General features: G+C 71.7%; 14 protein-coding genes and 1 pseudogene. 10 read left to right on the top strand and 5 right to left on the bottom strand.

The window, feature by feature from the left end; genetic code table 11:
- The first annotated feature begins 86 nt into the window (after positions 1-86).
- Both AC07DC_RS17835 and AC07DC_RS17830 read left to right on the top strand, forming a co-directional pair.
- Positions 87-1,229 carry a M24 family metallopeptidase gene (locus tag AC07DC_RS17835; RefSeq protein ID WP_478915360.1) on the top strand — a complete coding sequence of 381 codons (1,143 nt, stop codon included), beginning with the start codon at positions 87-89 and terminating at the stop codon, positions 1,227-1,229.
- Between the two features lie 277 nt (positions 1,230-1,506).
- A complete protein-coding gene (locus AC07DC_RS17830) occupies positions 1,507-2,913 on the top strand; it encodes a peptidase C39 family protein (RefSeq protein ID WP_478915359.1) in 1,407 nt (468 codons plus the stop codon).
- On the opposite strand, the gene AC07DC_RS17825 is transcribed toward AC07DC_RS17830, so the two are convergent.
- Positions 2,914-3,369 carry an ImmA/IrrE family metallo-endopeptidase gene (locus tag AC07DC_RS17825; RefSeq protein WP_478915358.1) on the bottom strand — a complete coding sequence of 152 codons (456 nt, stop codon included), beginning with the start codon at positions 3,367-3,369 and terminating at the stop codon, positions 2,914-2,916. It abuts the gene before it with no gap.
- 165 nt (positions 3,370-3,534) lie between these two features.
- Positions 3,535-4,104: a helix-turn-helix domain-containing protein gene (locus AC07DC_RS17820; protein ID WP_478915357.1), complete on the bottom strand. Its 570-nt coding sequence runs from the start codon at positions 4,102-4,104 to the stop codon at positions 3,535-3,537.
- 214 nt (positions 4,105-4,318) lie between these two features.
- Between AC07DC_RS17820 and AC07DC_RS17815 the strand changes: the two genes are divergently transcribed.
- Positions 4,319-5,434 carry a glycoside hydrolase family protein gene (locus AC07DC_RS17815; protein WP_478915356.1) on the top strand — a complete coding sequence of 372 codons (1,116 nt, stop codon included), beginning with the start codon at positions 4,319-4,321 and terminating at the stop codon, positions 5,432-5,434.
- 361 nt (positions 5,435-5,795) lie between these two features.
- Here the strand turns inward: AC07DC_RS17815 and AC07DC_RS17810 are convergent, their stop codons facing one another.
- Positions 5,796-6,086 (bottom strand): hypothetical protein, encoded by a 291-nt coding sequence (locus tag AC07DC_RS17810; RefSeq protein ID WP_478915355.1) that lies wholly within the window; start codon positions 6,084-6,086, stop codon positions 5,796-5,798.
- Positions 6,087-6,454: 368 nt separating this feature from the next.
- Here AC07DC_RS17810 and AC07DC_RS17805 point away from each other — a divergent pair, with 368 nt between their 5' ends.
- The 5 genes from AC07DC_RS17805 to AC07DC_RS17785 all read left to right on the top strand — a co-directional run bounded on the left by AC07DC_RS17805 (position 6,455) and on the right by AC07DC_RS17785 (position 13,427).
- Positions 6,455-7,339, top strand: coding sequence for an amidohydrolase family protein (locus AC07DC_RS17805; protein ID WP_478915354.1), 885 nt, complete (start codon positions 6,455-6,457; stop codon positions 7,337-7,339).
- A gap of 114 nt (positions 7,340-7,453) precedes the next feature.
- On the top strand, positions 7,454-8,695 hold the full coding sequence (locus AC07DC_RS17800; RefSeq protein WP_478915353.1) for a chitinase: 1,242 nt from the start codon (positions 7,454-7,456) through the stop codon (positions 8,693-8,695).
- 266 nt (positions 8,696-8,961) lie between these two features.
- The gene (locus AC07DC_RS17795; RefSeq protein ID WP_478915352.1) at positions 8,962-9,777 is read left to right on the top strand and encodes an SAM-dependent methyltransferase; all 816 of its coding nucleotides are present in this window, start codon (positions 8,962-8,964) and stop codon (positions 9,775-9,777) included.
- 38 nt (positions 9,778-9,815) lie between these two features.
- A complete protein-coding gene (locus AC07DC_RS17790) occupies positions 9,816-11,987 on the top strand; it encodes a putative bifunctional diguanylate cyclase/phosphodiesterase (protein WP_478915601.1) in 2,172 nt (723 codons plus the stop codon).
- A gap of 165 nt (positions 11,988-12,152) precedes the next feature.
- Positions 12,153-13,427: an SLC13 family permease gene (locus AC07DC_RS17785; RefSeq protein ID WP_478915351.1), complete on the top strand. Its 1,275-nt coding sequence runs from the start codon at positions 12,153-12,155 to the stop codon at positions 13,425-13,427.
- Positions 13,428-13,452: 25 nt separating this feature from the next.
- Here AC07DC_RS17785 and AC07DC_RS17780 read toward each other — a convergent pair.
- A pseudogene (locus AC07DC_RS17780) lies at positions 13,453-14,235 on the bottom strand (MFS transporter); the annotation flags it as partial.
- A gap of 128 nt (positions 14,236-14,363) precedes the next feature.
- Between AC07DC_RS17780 and AC07DC_RS17775 the strand changes: the two are divergent.
- Positions 14,364-14,747 (top strand): YrdB family protein, encoded by a 384-nt coding sequence (locus AC07DC_RS17775; RefSeq protein WP_478915350.1) that lies wholly within the window; start codon positions 14,364-14,366, stop codon positions 14,745-14,747.
- Between the two features lie 208 nt (positions 14,748-14,955).
- Positions 14,956-16,131, top strand: coding sequence for an acyl-CoA dehydrogenase family protein (locus tag AC07DC_RS17770; protein ID WP_478915349.1), 1,176 nt, complete (start codon positions 14,956-14,958; stop codon positions 16,129-16,131).
- A 64-nt stretch (positions 16,132-16,195) separates the two neighbouring features.
- Here the strand turns inward: AC07DC_RS17770 and AC07DC_RS17765 are convergent, their stop codons facing one another.
- Complete coding sequence (locus AC07DC_RS17765) at positions 16,196-16,627, bottom strand: hypothetical protein (RefSeq protein ID WP_478915348.1); 432 nt, start codon at positions 16,625-16,627, stop codon at positions 16,196-16,198.
- Positions 16,628-16,679: the final 52 nt, after the last annotated feature.

The following is a 16,679-nucleotide window of genomic DNA, read 5'->3' as shown; positions in this document are numbered from 1 at the left end:
CGGGCCCAGAGTACGGCGCGGCCGGGTCCCGACGGGTCCTGCCGGCAGGCCTCCACCCGGCGCCAGGTGCGTCTACCGTGTGACGCGTGACCGACTCCTCCGCTTCCGCCTCCGCCGCCGCCGGGCTGTATCCGGCCGAGCGCCTCGAACTCGCCCGCAAGGCCGCCGCCGACGCGGGTCTGGACGCCCTGCTCATCTCGCCCGGCGCCGATCTGCGCTACCTCACCGGCTACCAGGCGCCGCCGTTGGAGCGCCTCACCTGTCTGGTGGTGCCCACCGAGGGCGAGGCGTTCCTCGTCGTCCCCGCCCTGGAGCAGCCGGCCGCGCTGGCCTCGCCCGTCGGCGCCCTCGGTATCGACATCACCGGCTTCGCCGAGACCGACAACGCCTACGAGCTGATCGCCCGCAGGCTGCCGGCCGGCGCCCGGCGCGTCGCCGTCGACAACCACATGTGGGCCGAGAAGCTGCTCGCCTTCACCGCCGCGCTGCCAGGGGCCGAAGCGGTGCTGGCCGGTGAGGTGCTGCAGGAGCTGCGGATGCGCAAGAGTCCGGCCGAGATCGCGGCGCTGCGCCGGGCGGGCGCCGCGATCGACCGGGTGCACCGCAGGATCGGCGAGTGGCTGCGGCCCGGCCGCACCGAGCGCGAGATCGCCCGCGACATCGCGGACGCGATCCTCGCGACCGACCACGTGACCGTGGACTTCGTCATCGTCGGCTCGGGACCCAACGGTGCGAGCCCGCACCACGAGGTCTCCGACCGCGTCGTCCGCTCCGGCGATCCCGTCGTGGTCGACATCGGCGGCACCACCGAGGACGGTTACTGCTCCGACTCGACGCGCACCTACGCCGTCGGCGAGCCGCACCCCGACTTCCGGGAGCTGTACGACGTGCTGCAGCGCGCCCAGCACGCGCAGGTCGAGGCCGTGCGCCCGGGGATCACCGCCGAGGCGCTGGACGCCGTCGGCCGCGACATCATCGCCGACGCCGGGTACGGCGAGCACTTCATCCACCGCACGGGGCACGGCATCGGCCTGGAGACCCATGAGGAGCCGTACATCGTGGCGGGCAGCGGCCGCCCGCTGGAGCCGGGCATGGCCTTCTCCATCGAACCCGGCATCTACCTCCCCGACCGGTTCGGCGCCCGCATCGAGGACATCGCGGTCTGCACCGAGAACGGCGGCGAGCGGTTGAACCTGACGGGCCGTGACCTCGTCGTCCTGCCGGGCTAGGGAGTTCGACGACACGACCTGGGCGCGGCGACGGCGGGGACGGCGGCGCGGCGGTGGCCGGTTCGGGGGCATTCCGGCCCCGGTCTGGCCACCTGCCGCGCGGGACCTGGGTGTTCGTCCGGCGGGGCGCCAGTGGTCTGATCCAATGTTGGTCCGTGGCGCGCGCCGGAAACTCTGGCAGAAGTGCCGGAAGAGCGGCGATAGTAAGGCGCATCCGCCGCGTGCCGGCCGATGCGGCCGGACCGACTCCGTCGTTCACAGCGAGGGGAACACCGCCATGACCAGACCCGCTCCGCGGCGCACCGTCCTGGCCGCCGCGCTCGCCGCGGTGGCCGCCACTGCGGCCGCTCCCGCCACCCAGGCCGCGGCCGCTCCGCGAGCCGCCGGGAGGACCGGCGCGGCGGGGGCCACGGACCGGGGCGCCGACCACAGCACGCCGGCCGACACCGCGCCGGTGGACTACACCGGCTGGACCTCGTACACCGACTGGCGGTGCGGCGAACGCGGCGGCACCCGCCCGGTACCGGGGGTGCGGCCCGGCCTGGTCATCGACCGGCCCAGCGGCTCGCTCGACTACACCGACCCGCACACCGGCACCACCTCCACCTGGGACTCCGCGACCTGGACCTCCCCGGTGCACACCCTCCGGCACCCCGCGAGCGAGCTGATCTCCTCGTGGAACGCCCGTACCCCGGCCGGCACCTGGCTCCAGGTCGAGCTGCTCGGCACCTACACCGACGGCACCGCGACCCCCGCCTACGTCATGGGCCGCTGGGCCTCGGGGGACGGCGACATCAAGCGCACCTCGGTCGACGACCAGACCGACGGCAAAAGCAGCATCTGGACCGACACCTTCTCCATCGACGACGCGGCGGCCGGACCGCTGCTCGCCTCGTACCGGTTGCGGGTGACCCTCTACCGCAAGCCCGGCAGCCGGCTCACCCCGACCCTCTGGCGGCTGGGCGCCATGGCCTCCACCATCCCGGACCGCTTCACGGTCCCGGTCTCGGTGCCCGGCGCGGGCGCCGGGATCGAACTCCCGGTGCCGCGCTACTCGCAGAACATCCACAAGGGCCAGTACCCGGAGTACGACAACGGCGGCGAGGCCTGGTGCAGCCCGACCTCGTCGGAGATGGTCATCGAGTACTGGGGCCGTAAGCCCACCGCGGCCGACCTGACCTGGGTGAACCCGGAGTACGTGGACCCGCAGGTCGACCACGCGGCCCGCTTCACGTACGACAACCAGTACAAGGGCTGCGGCAACTGGCCGTTCAACGCCGCTTACGCCGCCACCTACCCTGACCTGCAGGGCATCATCACGCGCCTGCACTCGCTGAACGACGTCGAACGGCTGATCCGCGCCGGCATCCCGGTGATAACGTCCCAGTCCTTCCTCGCCACCGAGCTCGACGGCGCCGGCTACGGCACCTCCGGCCACCTGATGTGCATCGCCGGCTTCACCGCGGAGGGCGATGTGGTGGCCAACGACCCGGCCTGCTCCAGCGACGACGCCGTGCGCAATGTCTACAAGCGGGCCCAGTTCGAGACGATCTGGCTGCGGACCAAGCGCTACAACGCCTCGGGCCACGTCAGCAGCGGGACCGGCGGTGTCGCGTACGTCTACTGGCCCGCCCACCCGAGCCCCGGGCAGCGCCGCGCGCTGGCCGCCCTCGGCATCCGTTGATCACGGACGGGTTCCCTCCGGCAGCACCGGAGGGAACCCGTACCTCTCGGTCCGCTCCGCCGCGGCCGGCCAGGGCCAGCCTTCGCCGCGCAGGTCGTGGAGGCGGATCCGCAGGATGCGTTCGGTGACGCCGAGTCCGGCCGCCGCGGTCCGGACATCGGGAGCCCACCGCGCCGCCTCGGCAAGGTCCGATATGGCGACGAGTTTGCGGGCGGCCTCGATGTCGGCCCGCCTCTCCTGATGGATGCTCAGGACGCCGAACCCGCAGGCCGCGTCATCGCTGAGGACGTGTTCGAGCTCGTGCGCGAGGACGCACCGTTCCTGGACGGGGCTGAGTCCCGCCGCGATGACGATCTTCCGGTGGACCGGTGACCAGGCGCCCCACGTGTCGCGGAGCCACTCGCGCACCACGGGGATGTGCATCTCGTCCAGGAGTGCGGCCGGCGAATAGGGCATAGGTCCCCCTACGTCTTTCAGACGTGTGGGAGGCACCCTGACAGATCAACATATGTACCTCAAGTGCGCGATTAATGGAAGGAAACCTTCCGAAATCCTTCAGTCTGCCGTGGAGAAGGGGCAGACGGCCGACGGAGTCGCGCACGGGGCGGGGTTCTCGGTGGGCTACTCCGTAGCGCGTTCCATCGCCCGCAGGATCCGCTCCTCGTCGTCGCTCGCGGGCCCCTCACCCTCCGCGTGGGGGCGGTAGGCCGCCAGGTGGTGGCTCTCCTGCGTCACCACGACCTCGCGGGGGATCGACTCGACGAGCCGCTGGACCGCGGTCTCGAAGGCGTCGCGCAGGTCCGGGTCCCCGCCGAGCGCCGAACACAGGCGACCGAACTCGTAGACCCTGGGCATCAGTTCGATCAGTCCGGGGCCCCTGAGGGGTGCCACCTCCCTGGTCGCCTGAGCCGCTGTCGGCTCCTCCGCCGGCCCGGCCCGGTGGACCAGTACCGGATCGCCGCCGTCGAGCACGGCATGGATGCTCTCGGGGGTCCAGCCGTGAGCCGCGGCGATCTTGACGACGGTGCGCGGCAGTTGCTTCATGGGCGTCGTTCCGGCCTCGGCGCTGTACACGGCCTTGGCGGAGACCCCGGCCTCGTCGGCGAACTTCGCCTGGGTGAGTCCCCGTCGGTCCCGAGCGTCACGGAGCAGCCTGCCGAGCCTCTTCCACGCTTCGGGGTCCCGATTCACGACTCCAGCTCTCCTGGTAAACGCCGGGCAACAACAGACAACAAGTTAGCAAGATCCGGCAGTACGACCCTAGCGAATCTCGACCCATGGCCTTTAGTTGCTGAATCTTACGGAATATAACGGTTCATCATCTTGACCTCATATCCGATACTTACGTAATCTTACGAGGGCGCAAGCCGCGCGGATCGACTCTCCAATCGGAACAGGAGGCGTCGTGTCCCGTACCCGGGCCCTGCTCGCCGCTCTTGTCCTCTTAGCCGTCTCCCTCCTCCTGGGTGCCGGTGCGCCCGCGTCCCAGGCCGACCCACCCCCACCGGCCTTCACCCTGCCGCTCTCGCTGGACCTGCACGACGGGGTAGTCCAGAAGTTCGGCGACACCTACTACGCCTACGGAACCCAGTACCACTGCGGTTTCCAGTGGCAGGTCCCCAGCACGTGGTGCGGGTTCGGGGCATCCAGCGCGCCGTCCCTGAACGGGCCCTGGTCCACGCCGGTCCGCTTGTTCTCGCCCGCGGACACCGACCCGTGGACGAGCACCACGTGGCAGACCGAGTGCGGCGGGGGATCGGCCTACGGATGCTTCAACGCGCGGATGCTCCAGCGCACCGGCTGGGGCAGCAACGACGGCACCTTCATCCTGTGGTTCAACTCCCCGGCCGACTACGCCCGGAACCACGCCAACGCGTACAACGCCATGGGGTGCAACGGACCCCTCGGCCCGTGCGGCCCCACCGCCGGCCCGCCGCACGGTTCCTACACCAAGCCGTCACTGACCATCTGCGCGGGCAACGGTGACTTCGGGTTCATCTCCAGCGCGACCCCCGGCGCCCGCCCGGCCCTGGTGTGCACGATGCCGGGCAGCGCCGCACTCAACATCGAGGAGCTCAACACCTGGGGTGTGGGAGGTGATGGCACGGGCGTCCAGGGTGTCGCCGGCCTGGCCCGCATCGAGAGTCCGGGCGGCTGGTACGACGCGGCCACCGGGCGGTACGTCCTGACCTACTCCGACGCCAACTGCGGCTACTGCACCGGAACCGGAACCGGGTATGCGACGGCCCCGAGCCTGTACGGCTCGTGGACCGCGCCCGTGAACCTCGGCTTCGGCCAGCCCGCGAACGGCCGCCGGGTCTTCTCCGCCAATTCCTGCGGCGGCCAGCCCCGCACCGTCAGCCTCGTGGACGGTCAGGCCTTCCAGGGCATCGACCTGTGGACCGGCAGCCGGAACGAGACCGACGCCGGGGCCGTCTTCGTGCCGCTGACCTTCGGTACCGCGAGCGGGACCCCCGGGGACGGCGGCATATGGCGACCGCCGCTCTCCCTCGACTGCTGACGGTGCATCCCGGCCGTCATATGCGGAGGGAGTATTCACTCGATCGAGTGACGTGCCCAGGGGGCCCGAGGGACCGTTGGGCACGGTGGGACCCATCGCGTGCGGCCTGGGCGCCGCGCTGCTCCGGACGCCTGATCGGCGGGCCTCCTGCCCGCCGGTCCGGGCGGCCCACGGAAGCGCACGGGTTGTCGGGAGGCACAGTTCGCCAAGTGGGTCCGGCCGCCCCGATCCTGCGTCCAGGGACCGGGGCGGCTGCCGTTCTCCGCGCAGCCGGCTGCCGGCCGGTGCGGTGCGGCTTGAGGCGGTTCGGCTGGTGCGGTGAGGTGCGTGTGGTTCGGTCCCGTGGGATTCGGTTCTGTGGCTACCTCTCGTGCTCCGATCCGAAGGGCACCGGGCCGTTTCCGGTCACTTCGGCCCGTCCCGTCTCCGGAAATACCTTGGTGATGACGCACTCCCCCTGCCGCCCGTTGGGCAGCCGCAGGTCCAGCATCTTGCCGCGCACCGCCCACGGGCTCGCGCCTGCGCCCGCGTGGAGGCTGCCGTGCCAGGCCGAAAGGCGGCCCTTTTCCTGAATCGCGTAGAGATCGGCCTCGACCGGCGTTCCGATCCCGTCGGCGATCACTGTCGCCCAGCCCCGATAGGTGTTTCCCATGGGGCCAGGATCCGCCGCCGGACCCACAATTGCGACCTGACCCGGTCGGCGGGAAGGCCGAAAGCGTCGGCCGGGGCGTCGAGCAAGGCCCGAAGTGGCGTCTCCGGACCCTGGCCCATGCCGCTGAACTGGGACGATACGCCGACCCGGCGTCGCCGAGGACGACGGCCGGCTGCTGACCGTCGTCAGGGATCTCGCCCGTGACGCCTCGGAACCGCTCGTGCCGGACGCCGGGATACCGGGAACGCCCCCTCGGGGCCCTCTGCGATCATGTCCCGGACGGACCCCGGAACCGGACTGAAGCAGCACCGGACTGAAGCCGGACCGGACGGAACCAGGACCGTACGGATCGGACGGAAGGCCCCCGCATGGTGGAGACGGGCGCGGACGACGCACAGGTGACCGCGTTCTGGCGCGGGTTGGGGCTGCCGGGCCTGATCGACGTGCACACGCACTTCATGCCGGAGCGCGTGCTGGACAAGGTGTGGGCGTACTTCGACGCCGCCGGGCCGCTCGTCGGCCGCCACTGGCCCATCACCTACCGCCACCAGGAGGACGAGCGGCTCGCGGTGCTGCGCGGGTTCGGCGTCCGGGCCTTCACATCGATGGTCTACCCGCACAAGCCGGGGATGGCCGGCTGGCTGAACAGCTGGGCGGCGGAGTTCGCCGCCCGGACGCCGGACTGCCTGAGTACCGCCACCTTCTTCCCGGAGGAGGGGGCCGCGGAGTACGTGCGCGCGGCCGTCGAGGGCGGCGCCCGGGTCTTCAAGTCGCATGTCCAGGTGGGCGGCTACGACCCCAACGACGCCTGGCTGGAGCCGGTCTGGGGGCTGCTGGCCGAGGCTGGGATACCGGTGGTGACCCACTGCGGGTCCGGGCCGGTGCCCGGCAAGTTCACCGGCCCCGGCCCGGTGGCCCGGCTGCTGACCAGGCATCCCCGGCTGCGGCTGGTCGTCGCGCACATGGGGATGCCCGACTACACCGCCTTCCTGGACCTGGCCGACCGCCATCCCGGGATCCTGCTGGACACGACGATGGCGTTCACCGACTTCTCCGAGGAGTCCTCGCCGCTGCCCGGGGTGGAGTACGCGCGGCTCGCGGACCTCGGCGACCGGATCCTGTGGGGGAGCGACTTCCCCAACATCCCGTACCCCTACGTCCATGGCCTGGAGTCGCTCCGACGACTCGGCCTCGGGGACGACTGGCTGCGCGCCGTGTGCCACGACAACGCGTCGATCCTCTTCGGAATCTGATGGCACGCCAGGTGGCAGCCTCTTAGTGGTTTAGTCCTAGGTCTAGTCCAAAGCCTTGACGGGGTCGCGTCACGGCTGGATTCTGGCTGCGTTTCCCCCCACAGGAGGTACGACGTGAAGCGCCTCAAAGCACTCTGTTCCGGGGTGGCGGCAGCCACCCTCGCGGCAGCCGGCCTCGCTGCCGCCGCCACCCTCGGTACGGGCCAGGCGTCCGGCGCCGAGACCTCGGCGACCCCCCTGGGCAACAACTGGTACGCGGCGGCGCCCTACCTGATGCCGCGGGACAACAATCCCCCCGACGCGGGCGCGATCATGGACGCCACCGGGCTCAAGGCGTTCCAGCTCGCGTTCATCCTCGCCCCCAACGGCGGTGGCTGCAGCCCGACCTGGGACGGAACGGCCGCTGTCTCCTCCGACACCGCGGTCGCCTCGGTGATCAGCGGGATCCGCGCCAAGGGCGGCGACGTGTCCGTCTCCATCGGCGGCTACGGCGGCACCAAGCTCGGCCAGGCCTGCTCCACCTCGGCGGAGACCGCCGCCGCCTACCAGCAGGTCATCACCAAGTACCAGCTGAAGGCGATCGACTTCGACCTCGAAGAGCCGGAGTACGAGAACGCCACCGCGATCTCCCACGAGATCGGCGCCGCGAAGATCCTCCAGCAGAACAATCCCGGCCTCTACGTCTCGGTGACCACGGCCGGCACCGCCGACGGCACCGGCTGGTTCGGCAAGCAGATGCTGAACGAGGCCAAGGCCCAGGGCTTCACGCCCAACAATTTCTCGATCATGCCGTTCGACGGCGGCTTCAACGGAGCGGCGGCGCAGACCGGCGCGCTGACCAACTTCAACTCGATCCTGCAGACGACGTTCGGCTGGAACGCCGCCACCGCCTACGCCCATGAGGGCTTCTCCGGAATGAACGGCCGCAGCGACACCGGCGAGTACTTCCGCCAGGCCGATTTCCAGACGGTGCTGGACTACGCCACCAGTCATGGAATGGGCCGGTTCACCTTCTGGTCACTCAACCGTGACCGTCAGTGCACCCCGCCGGACAACGGAACCACTTCCGGAGTCTGCAGCAGCGTCGCCCAGACCCCGTGGGAATTCGCCAAGTTCTCGGTGAAGTTCGCCGGCGCGACCCCGCCCACGAACCCTCCGACGACGCCCCCGACCACGCCCCCGACGACCCCGCCCGGCCAGTGCACGGTAGCGGCGTGGAGCAGTACTGCGATATACGTGAACACCAATGAGGTCTCCCACAACGGCCACAAGTGGAAGGCCAAGTGGTGGACCCAGAACGAGGAGCCCGGCACCACCGGCGAATGGGGTGTCTGGGTGGACGAAGGCGCCTGCTGACATTTGACTGAACCCCTGTCGCGGCATGCGCTGCGGGAACAGTGGCGATGTGCGGGGCCCACCGGCCGACGGCCGGTGGGCCCCGCACATGTGCGCGAATCCGCCGCTGCGCGTTTTGGCAGGTGCATATGCCGGGAGTTCTCGCCGAAAACGGACGGACCATTTCCGGATGATATTCCGCTTGGCTCAGGTGATCGATAGCCTCGGGTCGAGAGCAGGCCGGTATCTTGGTCAGTCCAAGATCATCTGATGAGCTGGAGACCGTGATGGAGCGTCCCGCCTGGGCACCCCAGGGTATTGACCTCTCGGTGCCGAGTGTGTCGCGAATCTACGACTACTACCTGGGTGGCTCCCACAACTTCGAGGTGGACCGCGAGGCCGCCCGCCAGGCCATGGAGATCTTCCCGGGGCTCCCCAAGATCATGCAGGCCAACCGCGCGTTCATGCGCAGGGCGGTCCGATACGCCGTGGACCAGGGCATCACCCAGTTCCTGGACATCGGTTCCGGCATACCCACCTTCGGCAACGTGCACGAGGTCGCCCAGGCCGCCAGCCCCGGCGCGCGGGTGCTCTACGTCGACAGCGACCCGGTGGCCGTGGCGCACAGCCGGGCGGTTCTCGAGGGCAACCCGACGGCCCGCATCGCCGCCGCCGACCTGCGCAAGCCCAAGGACATCCTCACCAGCCCCGAGGCCGGCGAGCTGCTCGACTTCGACAAGCCGGTGGCCCTGCTGCTCGTCGCCGTCCTCCACTTCCTGGCCGAGGAGGACGACCCGGCCACCGCGGTCGCCGAGTTGCGGGACGCGCTCGCCCCCGGCAGCCTGCTGGTACTGACGCACGCCTCGACCGACGGCGGCCCCATCTCGCCCGAGCAGGGCGGCGGCGTCCAGGGCGTCTACCGCAAGGCCAGCTCCCCGCTGATCATGCGCTCGCGCGCCGAAGTGGCCTCATTCTTCGACGGGTTCGAGCTCATCGAACCCGGTCTGGTCCCGATGCCCGACTGGCACCCGGACACCCCGGCCGGTCACGAGGAGGATCCCGCGGCCTTCGTCGGCTTCGCCGGCGTGGGGCTCAAGGCGTGACACCACAGCCGGCGGGGACCGGGAACACCGGGCTGCACGTGGCCGGGGAGACCGGGCAGGACGTAACCGGGGACACCGGGCAGGACGAACGGGCCGACGGGCTGCGGCGGTTCGCCACCATCTGGAGCCGTGCGATCTACCCGGCCACCGCGACCTCGATGACGCGCGCCGAATTCGAGGAGTACCTGCTCCCGCTGGCCGGCGTGCTCGACGAGGCGCTGCGGGCCACGCCGTTCGACCCGCGCCCGGCCTTCGAGGTCGGCTCCGCGCTGGTCGCCGCGCACTGCACCGACCCCGAGGTGCTGCCCAGCATCCTGCGGGTGGTCGACGCCTACCTGGTGCTCTACTGCCCGCCGGGGGAGCTGCCGGCGGACGAGAGCCGGGCCCGCTGCGCCCGGCTGCAGCACGCCGTCGCGGCCGGGTTCGCCCGCGCGCTGGTCGAGCGCACCCGCTACGAGCAGGAGGCCATCTCCCGGGCGGCGATCGCCGCCCGCGCGGAGGCGGAGACCGCGCTCCAGGCCAGCGAGGCCCGCTTCCGCGCGGTCTTCGAGGGCGCCGCGGTCGGTATCGGCATCGCCGACCTCGACGGCCGGATCCTGGAGCTCAACGACGCGCTGACCCGGATGTTCGGCGGCGAGCACCACGTCCGCAACCGGAACGTCAGCGACTTCGTGCACCCGGACGACGGCGTCGAAGTCTGGGGACTGTACGGGGAGTTGGTGCGCGGCGAGCGCGACGACTACCGCATCACCAAGCCGTACTACCGCCCCGACGGCACCGCGCTGTGGACCAATCTCTCCGTGTCGCTGCTGCGGGACTCCTCCGGCGTCCCGCAGTACCAGCTGGCGCTCATGGAGGACATCACCGAAGCCCGGCTGCTGACCGAGCGGCTGCGCCACGAGGCGACCCACGACACCCTCACCGGACTCCCGAACCGGGCGCTGTTCTTCGAGCGCCTGGAACAGGCCCTGTCGCCCGGCACCGGCACCGAACGCCTCGGCCTGTGCTACCTCGACCTCGACGGCTTCAAGGCGGTCAACGACAGCCTCGGCCACGCGGTGGGGGACCGGCTGCTGGTCGCGGTCGCCGAGCGGCTGCAGGCCTGCGTCACCTCGCCCGACCAACTGGTGGCCCGCATCGGCGGCGACGAGTTCGCGGCACTGATCGTCGATCCCGCCACGCAGGGCGAGGTCACCGATCTGGCCGACCGGATCCTCGCGGCCCTGTCCACCACGGTCCGCCTGGACGGCCGCGAGCTGCCCGTCCACGGCAGCATCGGCATCGTCGAGGGCCCCACCGGCACCCGCGGCGCGGCCGACGTGCTGCGCAGCGCCGACATCACGATGTACCGGGCCAAGGCCGCCGGCGGCAACCGCTACGAGGTCGCGGACCCGGACTCCGACGCCCGCGCGATCACCCGGCACGGCCTGACGAACCGGCTGCCGACCGCGCTGGAGCGCGGCGAGTTCTTTATCGAGTACCAGCCGCTCATCCGGCTGGCCGACGGCAGCGTCCAGGGCGCGGAAGCCCTCGTCAGGTGGTGCCATCCGCTGCACGGCGTGCTCGGGCCCGACCAGTTCATACCGCTGGCGGAGAGCACCGGGCAGATCGTCCCGCTCGGCCGCTGGGTGCTGCAGGAGTCCGCCCGGCAGGCGCGCGAGTGGCAGCGCCGGAGCGCCGACGGCCTGCCGGTCCGCGTCAACGTCAACCTGTCCCCGTGCCAGCTGTACCACCCGGGGCTCGTCGACGAGGTCGCCGCCGTACTGGACGAGACCGGGCTGGACCCCACCGCCCTGTGCCTGGAGGTGACCGAGAGCGCCCTGATCGGCGCCGACGAGGACGCCCTCAAGCCACTGCGCCGGCTGGTCGACCTGGGCGTGGACATAGCCCTCGACGACTTCGGCACCGGCTACTCCAACCTGTCGTCGCTGCGCTGGCTGCCGATCAGCAACCTCAAGCTCGACCGGGCCTTCACCCGGGGCATCCGGCAGCACCCGGCCGACCCCGTCGACCTCAAGATCGTCGAGGGCATCGTCTCCCTCGCGCACACGCTCGGCCTCACCGTGACGGTCGAAGGCGTGGAGACCCGCACCCAGGCGGAGCACCTGGGACTGCTCGGCTGCGACACCGCCCAGGGCTGGTACTACGCCCGGCCGGGGCCCCCGGACCATCTGCACACCCTGACGCTGGCCGACGCGATGAGCGCCTGACCGGCCGCCGGGACGACGTCACCCGGACTCGACCCGGGGGCCGGAACGACGTCACCCGGACTCGCCGGTCCCGCCCGGGACCTGTCGGCGCCGTGGTGCATGCTGGCTCCTGACCCCGTCACGTGTGCGACCGCCTCCCGCGGCCCCGTCCCGTGATCGCCGCATGTGCCATGGAGACCGACCCTGAGCAGCACCGCCGCCGAGATCCTGTCCGTCGTCCTGCTCCTGCTGGTGCTCGGGTTCGCGGTGGCCCGCCCGCGCGGCTGGCCGGAGGCCGCCGCGGCGGTCCCGGCCGCGGTGCTGGTGACCGTGACGGGCGCCGTGACGTGGCAGGACGCCTGGGCGCAGACCCGTGAGCTGCTGCCGGTCGTCGGCTTCCTCGCCGCCGTGCTGGTGCTGGCCGAACTCTGCGCCGACGCCGGACTGTTCACCGCGGCCGGGGACGCGATGGCCCGTGCCTGCCGGGGCGAGCCCGGCCGGCTGCTGGCCGGGGTGTTCGCGGTCGCCTCGCTGATCACCGCCGTGCTCAGCCTGGACGCGACGGTGGTGCTGCTGACCCCGGTGGTCATCGTGACGGCCGCCCGCGCCGGCGTCAGGTCCCGGCCGCACGTCTACGCGTGCGCCCATCTGGCCAACTCGGCGTCGCTGCTGCTGCCGGTCTCCAACCTGACCAATCTGCTGGCCTTCACCGCGGCCGGGCTCTCCTTCACCCGCTTCGCGGCGGTGATGGCGCTGCCGTGGCTGGTGGCGATCGGCCTGGAGTACCTGGTCTTCCGCCGGTTCTTCGCCGCCGACCTGGCCGCCCCCGCGCGCGCCGCCGAGCCGGTGCCACGGCCCGCGCTCCCGGTGTTCACCCTCGTCGTCGTGGCCCTGACCCTCGCGGGCTTCGCCGTCACGTCCCTGGCCGGGGTGAACCCCGCCTGGGCGGCGCTGGCCGGCGCGGTGGTGCTCGGGGCGCGGGGGCTGCGCCGCGGGCGGACGACCGTACGGGGCCTTGCGGGCGCCGCGAACCCACTGTTCTGCCTGTTCGTGCTGGCGCTGGGCGTCGTCGTCAAGGCCGTGGTCGACAACGGTCTGGCCGGCGCGGCGGACCGGGTGCTGCCGCACGGTGCGGGACTGCCCGAGCTGCTGGCGGTCGCGGCGCTCGCCGCCGTGCTGGCCAACCTGATCAACAACCTGCCGGTGGTGCTGGCCCTGCTGCCGCTCGTCGCGACGGCCGGGCCGGGCCCCGTGCTCGCCGTCCTGATCGGCGTGAACCTCGGTCCGAACCTCACCTACGCCGGCTCCCTGGCCACCCTGCTGTGGCGGCGGATCCTGAGCGACCACGGCAAGGATCCCGGGCTGGGCGTCTTCACCCGCCTCGGCCTGCTGACCGTGCCCCTGACGCTGGCGGGCGCCACCACGGCGCTGTGGGCCATGCTGCGGCTGACGGGCACGTGACGGGCACCAAGGCGACCGGACAACTGCCCGTCACGCTGCCCACCTGGGGCTGCGGGGTGACCCGTGAGACCAGCGCGAACACCGATCCGCTCGCCGCGCCCAGCCCCGCCGCCATGATGAGGAAGCAGATCGTCCCGAGCGGGTTCAGGGTCGGGTCAAAGGCCTGCACGATCGCCATCAGCGCCACCGTGGACAGCGCCCAGGCCGTGACGACGGCGGGGTGCACCCGGTCGGACAGCCAGCCGCCGACCGGCCGGAAGACGACGGTGACCAGCGCGAAGCCCGCCGCCTTGGTGCCGGCGTCGGTCGGGCTGAGCTCGTACCAGGTCTTGAGGTACGTGGGCAGGTAGACGCCGAAGGCGACGATGCCGCCGAACCCGATCGCGTACAGCGCCGACAGCTCCCAGGTGACCCGGAGCCGGCCCGCCTGGCCGAGCCGCGTGACGAGCGGGGCGGCCGGCACCGGCCGGTCGGGCCGGTCCCTGATCGGCGACCAACTCAGGACCGCGAACACCGCCAGCGCGGCCGCCACGATGAGGAACGGCAGATTCTGATCGTGCCGGTACAGGCGCGGGGTGAAGTACCCGGACAGCGCCACGCCGCCCATGCCCATCCCGAAGACGCCCAGCGCCAGCCCCCGGCGGGCGGGCGGGAACCAGGAGTTGACCAGCGGGATGCCGATGGCGAACGTGGTGCCGCCCAGGCCGAGCAGGAAACCCACCGCTAGCAGGGCGCCGAAGGAGCTCTTGGCGGGGATCAGCAGCAGGACCGGGACGATGGTCAGCGCCGAGACCAGCGGGAACTTCGTGTGCGGGCCGGACCGCCCGGCGCAGTCGGGGAGAGGCCGTACGGATGACCGAGATCAGCGGTCCTGACGTGCGGCGGGTGTGTCAGAATGCCGCCCGAACGTGTGATCGGCGATCTTCGGGGGGCGTCATGGCATGGCACAGCAAGGGATACAGCCCGGCGAGCCTCGGCGTGCGGTTCGCCCTGGAACTCGGCGCGCTCGCCGCTGACGCCTACTGGGGCTGGCAGGCCTGGGACAGCCCCTGGCGCTACATCCTGGTCGTCGTCGCGCCGCTGCTCGCCGCCACTGTGTGGGGCGTTTTCAACGTGCCGGGTGACAAGTCCCGTTCGGGAAAGGCGCCCGTCGCCGTCCCGGGCCCGGTGCGACTCGCCCTGGAGATCGCCGTCTTCGGTACCGCCGTCGCCGCCCTCGCCGACGCCGGAGCGACCGTCCCGGCCCTCTGCTACGCCGCCGTGCTCGTCGTCTACCACGCCACGGCGTACGACCGACTGCGCTGGCTGCTGGGTCACTGACCCCCGGAAGACCCCTGATCTGTACCGTTACGTGACCTCGCCCCGTGACGCGGGGCGCCCGATCGGGCATACTCCATCGCGCCACAGCCGCTGATCAAGCCGCGCCGAGACCCGGCGGGAGACGATCGGCATTTGGCACCGCAAGACGTACGGCACCGCCACACCCTGGGCGGTCGCCGCCGCGCCTGACAGGGAGGAGCGCGCCGCCATGCCCCACAACGGCCCGCAGCCGGTAGACCGCCAACTGCCCACCGAGGAGGCCCGAGACCTGCTCGCCCTCACCCGCGAGCTGGCCCAGCGGGAGATCCTGCCCCGGGCCGCCGAGGAGGAGGACACCGGGCACTTCCCGCGGGACACCTTCGCCCTCATCGGTGAGGCCGGACTGCTCGGCCTCCCGTACCCGGAGGAGTACGGCGGCGGCGGACAGCCCTACGAGGTGTACCTGCAGGTCCTGGAGGAGTTGGCGGCGGCCAGGCTCACCGTCGGCCTCGGCGTGAGCGTCCACACGCTCGCCTGCCACGCGGTGGCGCACTTCGGCACCAAGGAACAGCGTGCCGAGCACCTGCCCGCGATGCTCGGCGGGGCGCTCCTCGGGGCGTACTGCCTGTCGGAGCCCGCCGCGGGCTCGGACGCCGCGTCCCTGAACACCCGCGCGGTCCTCGACGACGGCAACTGGACCATCGACGGCACCAAGGCGTGGATCACGCACGGCGGAGTCGCGGACTTCTACACCGTGCTCGCCCGCAGCGGCGCCGAGGGCCCGCGCGGCATCACCGCGTTCCTGGTCCCCGCGGACTCGGCGGGCCTGAGCGCCGCCCAGCCCGAGCGGAAGATGGGCATGAAGGGCTCGCCCACCGCGCAGGTCCACTTCGACGGTGTGACCGTCCCCGACAGCCGGCGGGTCGGCGAGGAGGGCCAGGGCTTCTCCATCGCGCTGTCCGCGCTCGACTCGGGCCGGCTCGGCATCGCGGCCTGCGCCATCGGGGTCGCCCAGGGCGCCCTCGACGAGGCGCTGGCCTACACGATGGCCCGCAAGCAGTTCGGCCGTCCGCTCGTGGACTTCCAGGGACTGCGCTTCATGCTGGCCGACATGGCCACCAAGATCGAGGCGGGCCGGGCGCTCTACCTCGCCGCGGCCCGGCTGCGCGACGCCGGCCGGGACTTCTCGCGGCAGGCCGCCATGGCCAAGCTCTTCTGCACGGACGCCGCGATGCAGGTGACCACCGACGCGGTGCAACTCCTCGGCGGCTACGGCTACACGGTCGACTTCCCCGTCGAGCGCTACATGCGTGAGGCCAAGGTGCTGCAGATCGTCGAGGGCACCAACCAGATCCAGCGCATGGTCATCGCCCGGCACCTCGCCGGGCCGGAGAGCAAGCCGTAACACCGCGCCGGTGCCGCGCCCCCCGGGGACGCGGCACCTGTCGCCTGAAGAGCTGCCGCCGGGTTCAGGCCGCGCGCTGGCGCGGCACCCGCACCGGGCGCGACTCGGGGCCGTACGCGTGCGAGAACGGCTGGGTGCGCCAGTCGAGTCCGGCGGGCAGCGTCAGCAGCGTGGCCAGGTCCTCGCCGGTGTACTCCATACCGTCCACCTGCCGCGCGTCCCGCAACGCGCGCCCGGAACCGGCACAGACGGTGAGGCCGAACGGATTCCACGGCGTGGGGCACAGCGCGTGCTCCGGCAGCACCTCCTCGCCCTCGAACAGCGCGATCGGCCGCGCGCAGTCCGGGCAGTGCACCCGCAGGATGTCGTAGACCTCCTCGTCGAACGCCTCCTCGGCGTCCAGAGCGGCGGCCTCGAGCGCCTGGGTGCGTTCGTCGTCCTCCTCGAGTACGGGCTCCGTACGGTCGCTGCGGCTGTGCCGCACATGGGTGCGCATAGTGGATCCCCCTTGGATGAACGCCCGTTCGACGGGCCCGCCGGGCGCGACG

It is taken from the genome of Streptomyces sp. NPDC045021 (assembly GCF_056432645.1).
The sequence above is the reverse complement of the archived record's forward strand: the minus strand, read 5'-3'. Positions and strand labels throughout refer to the sequence as shown.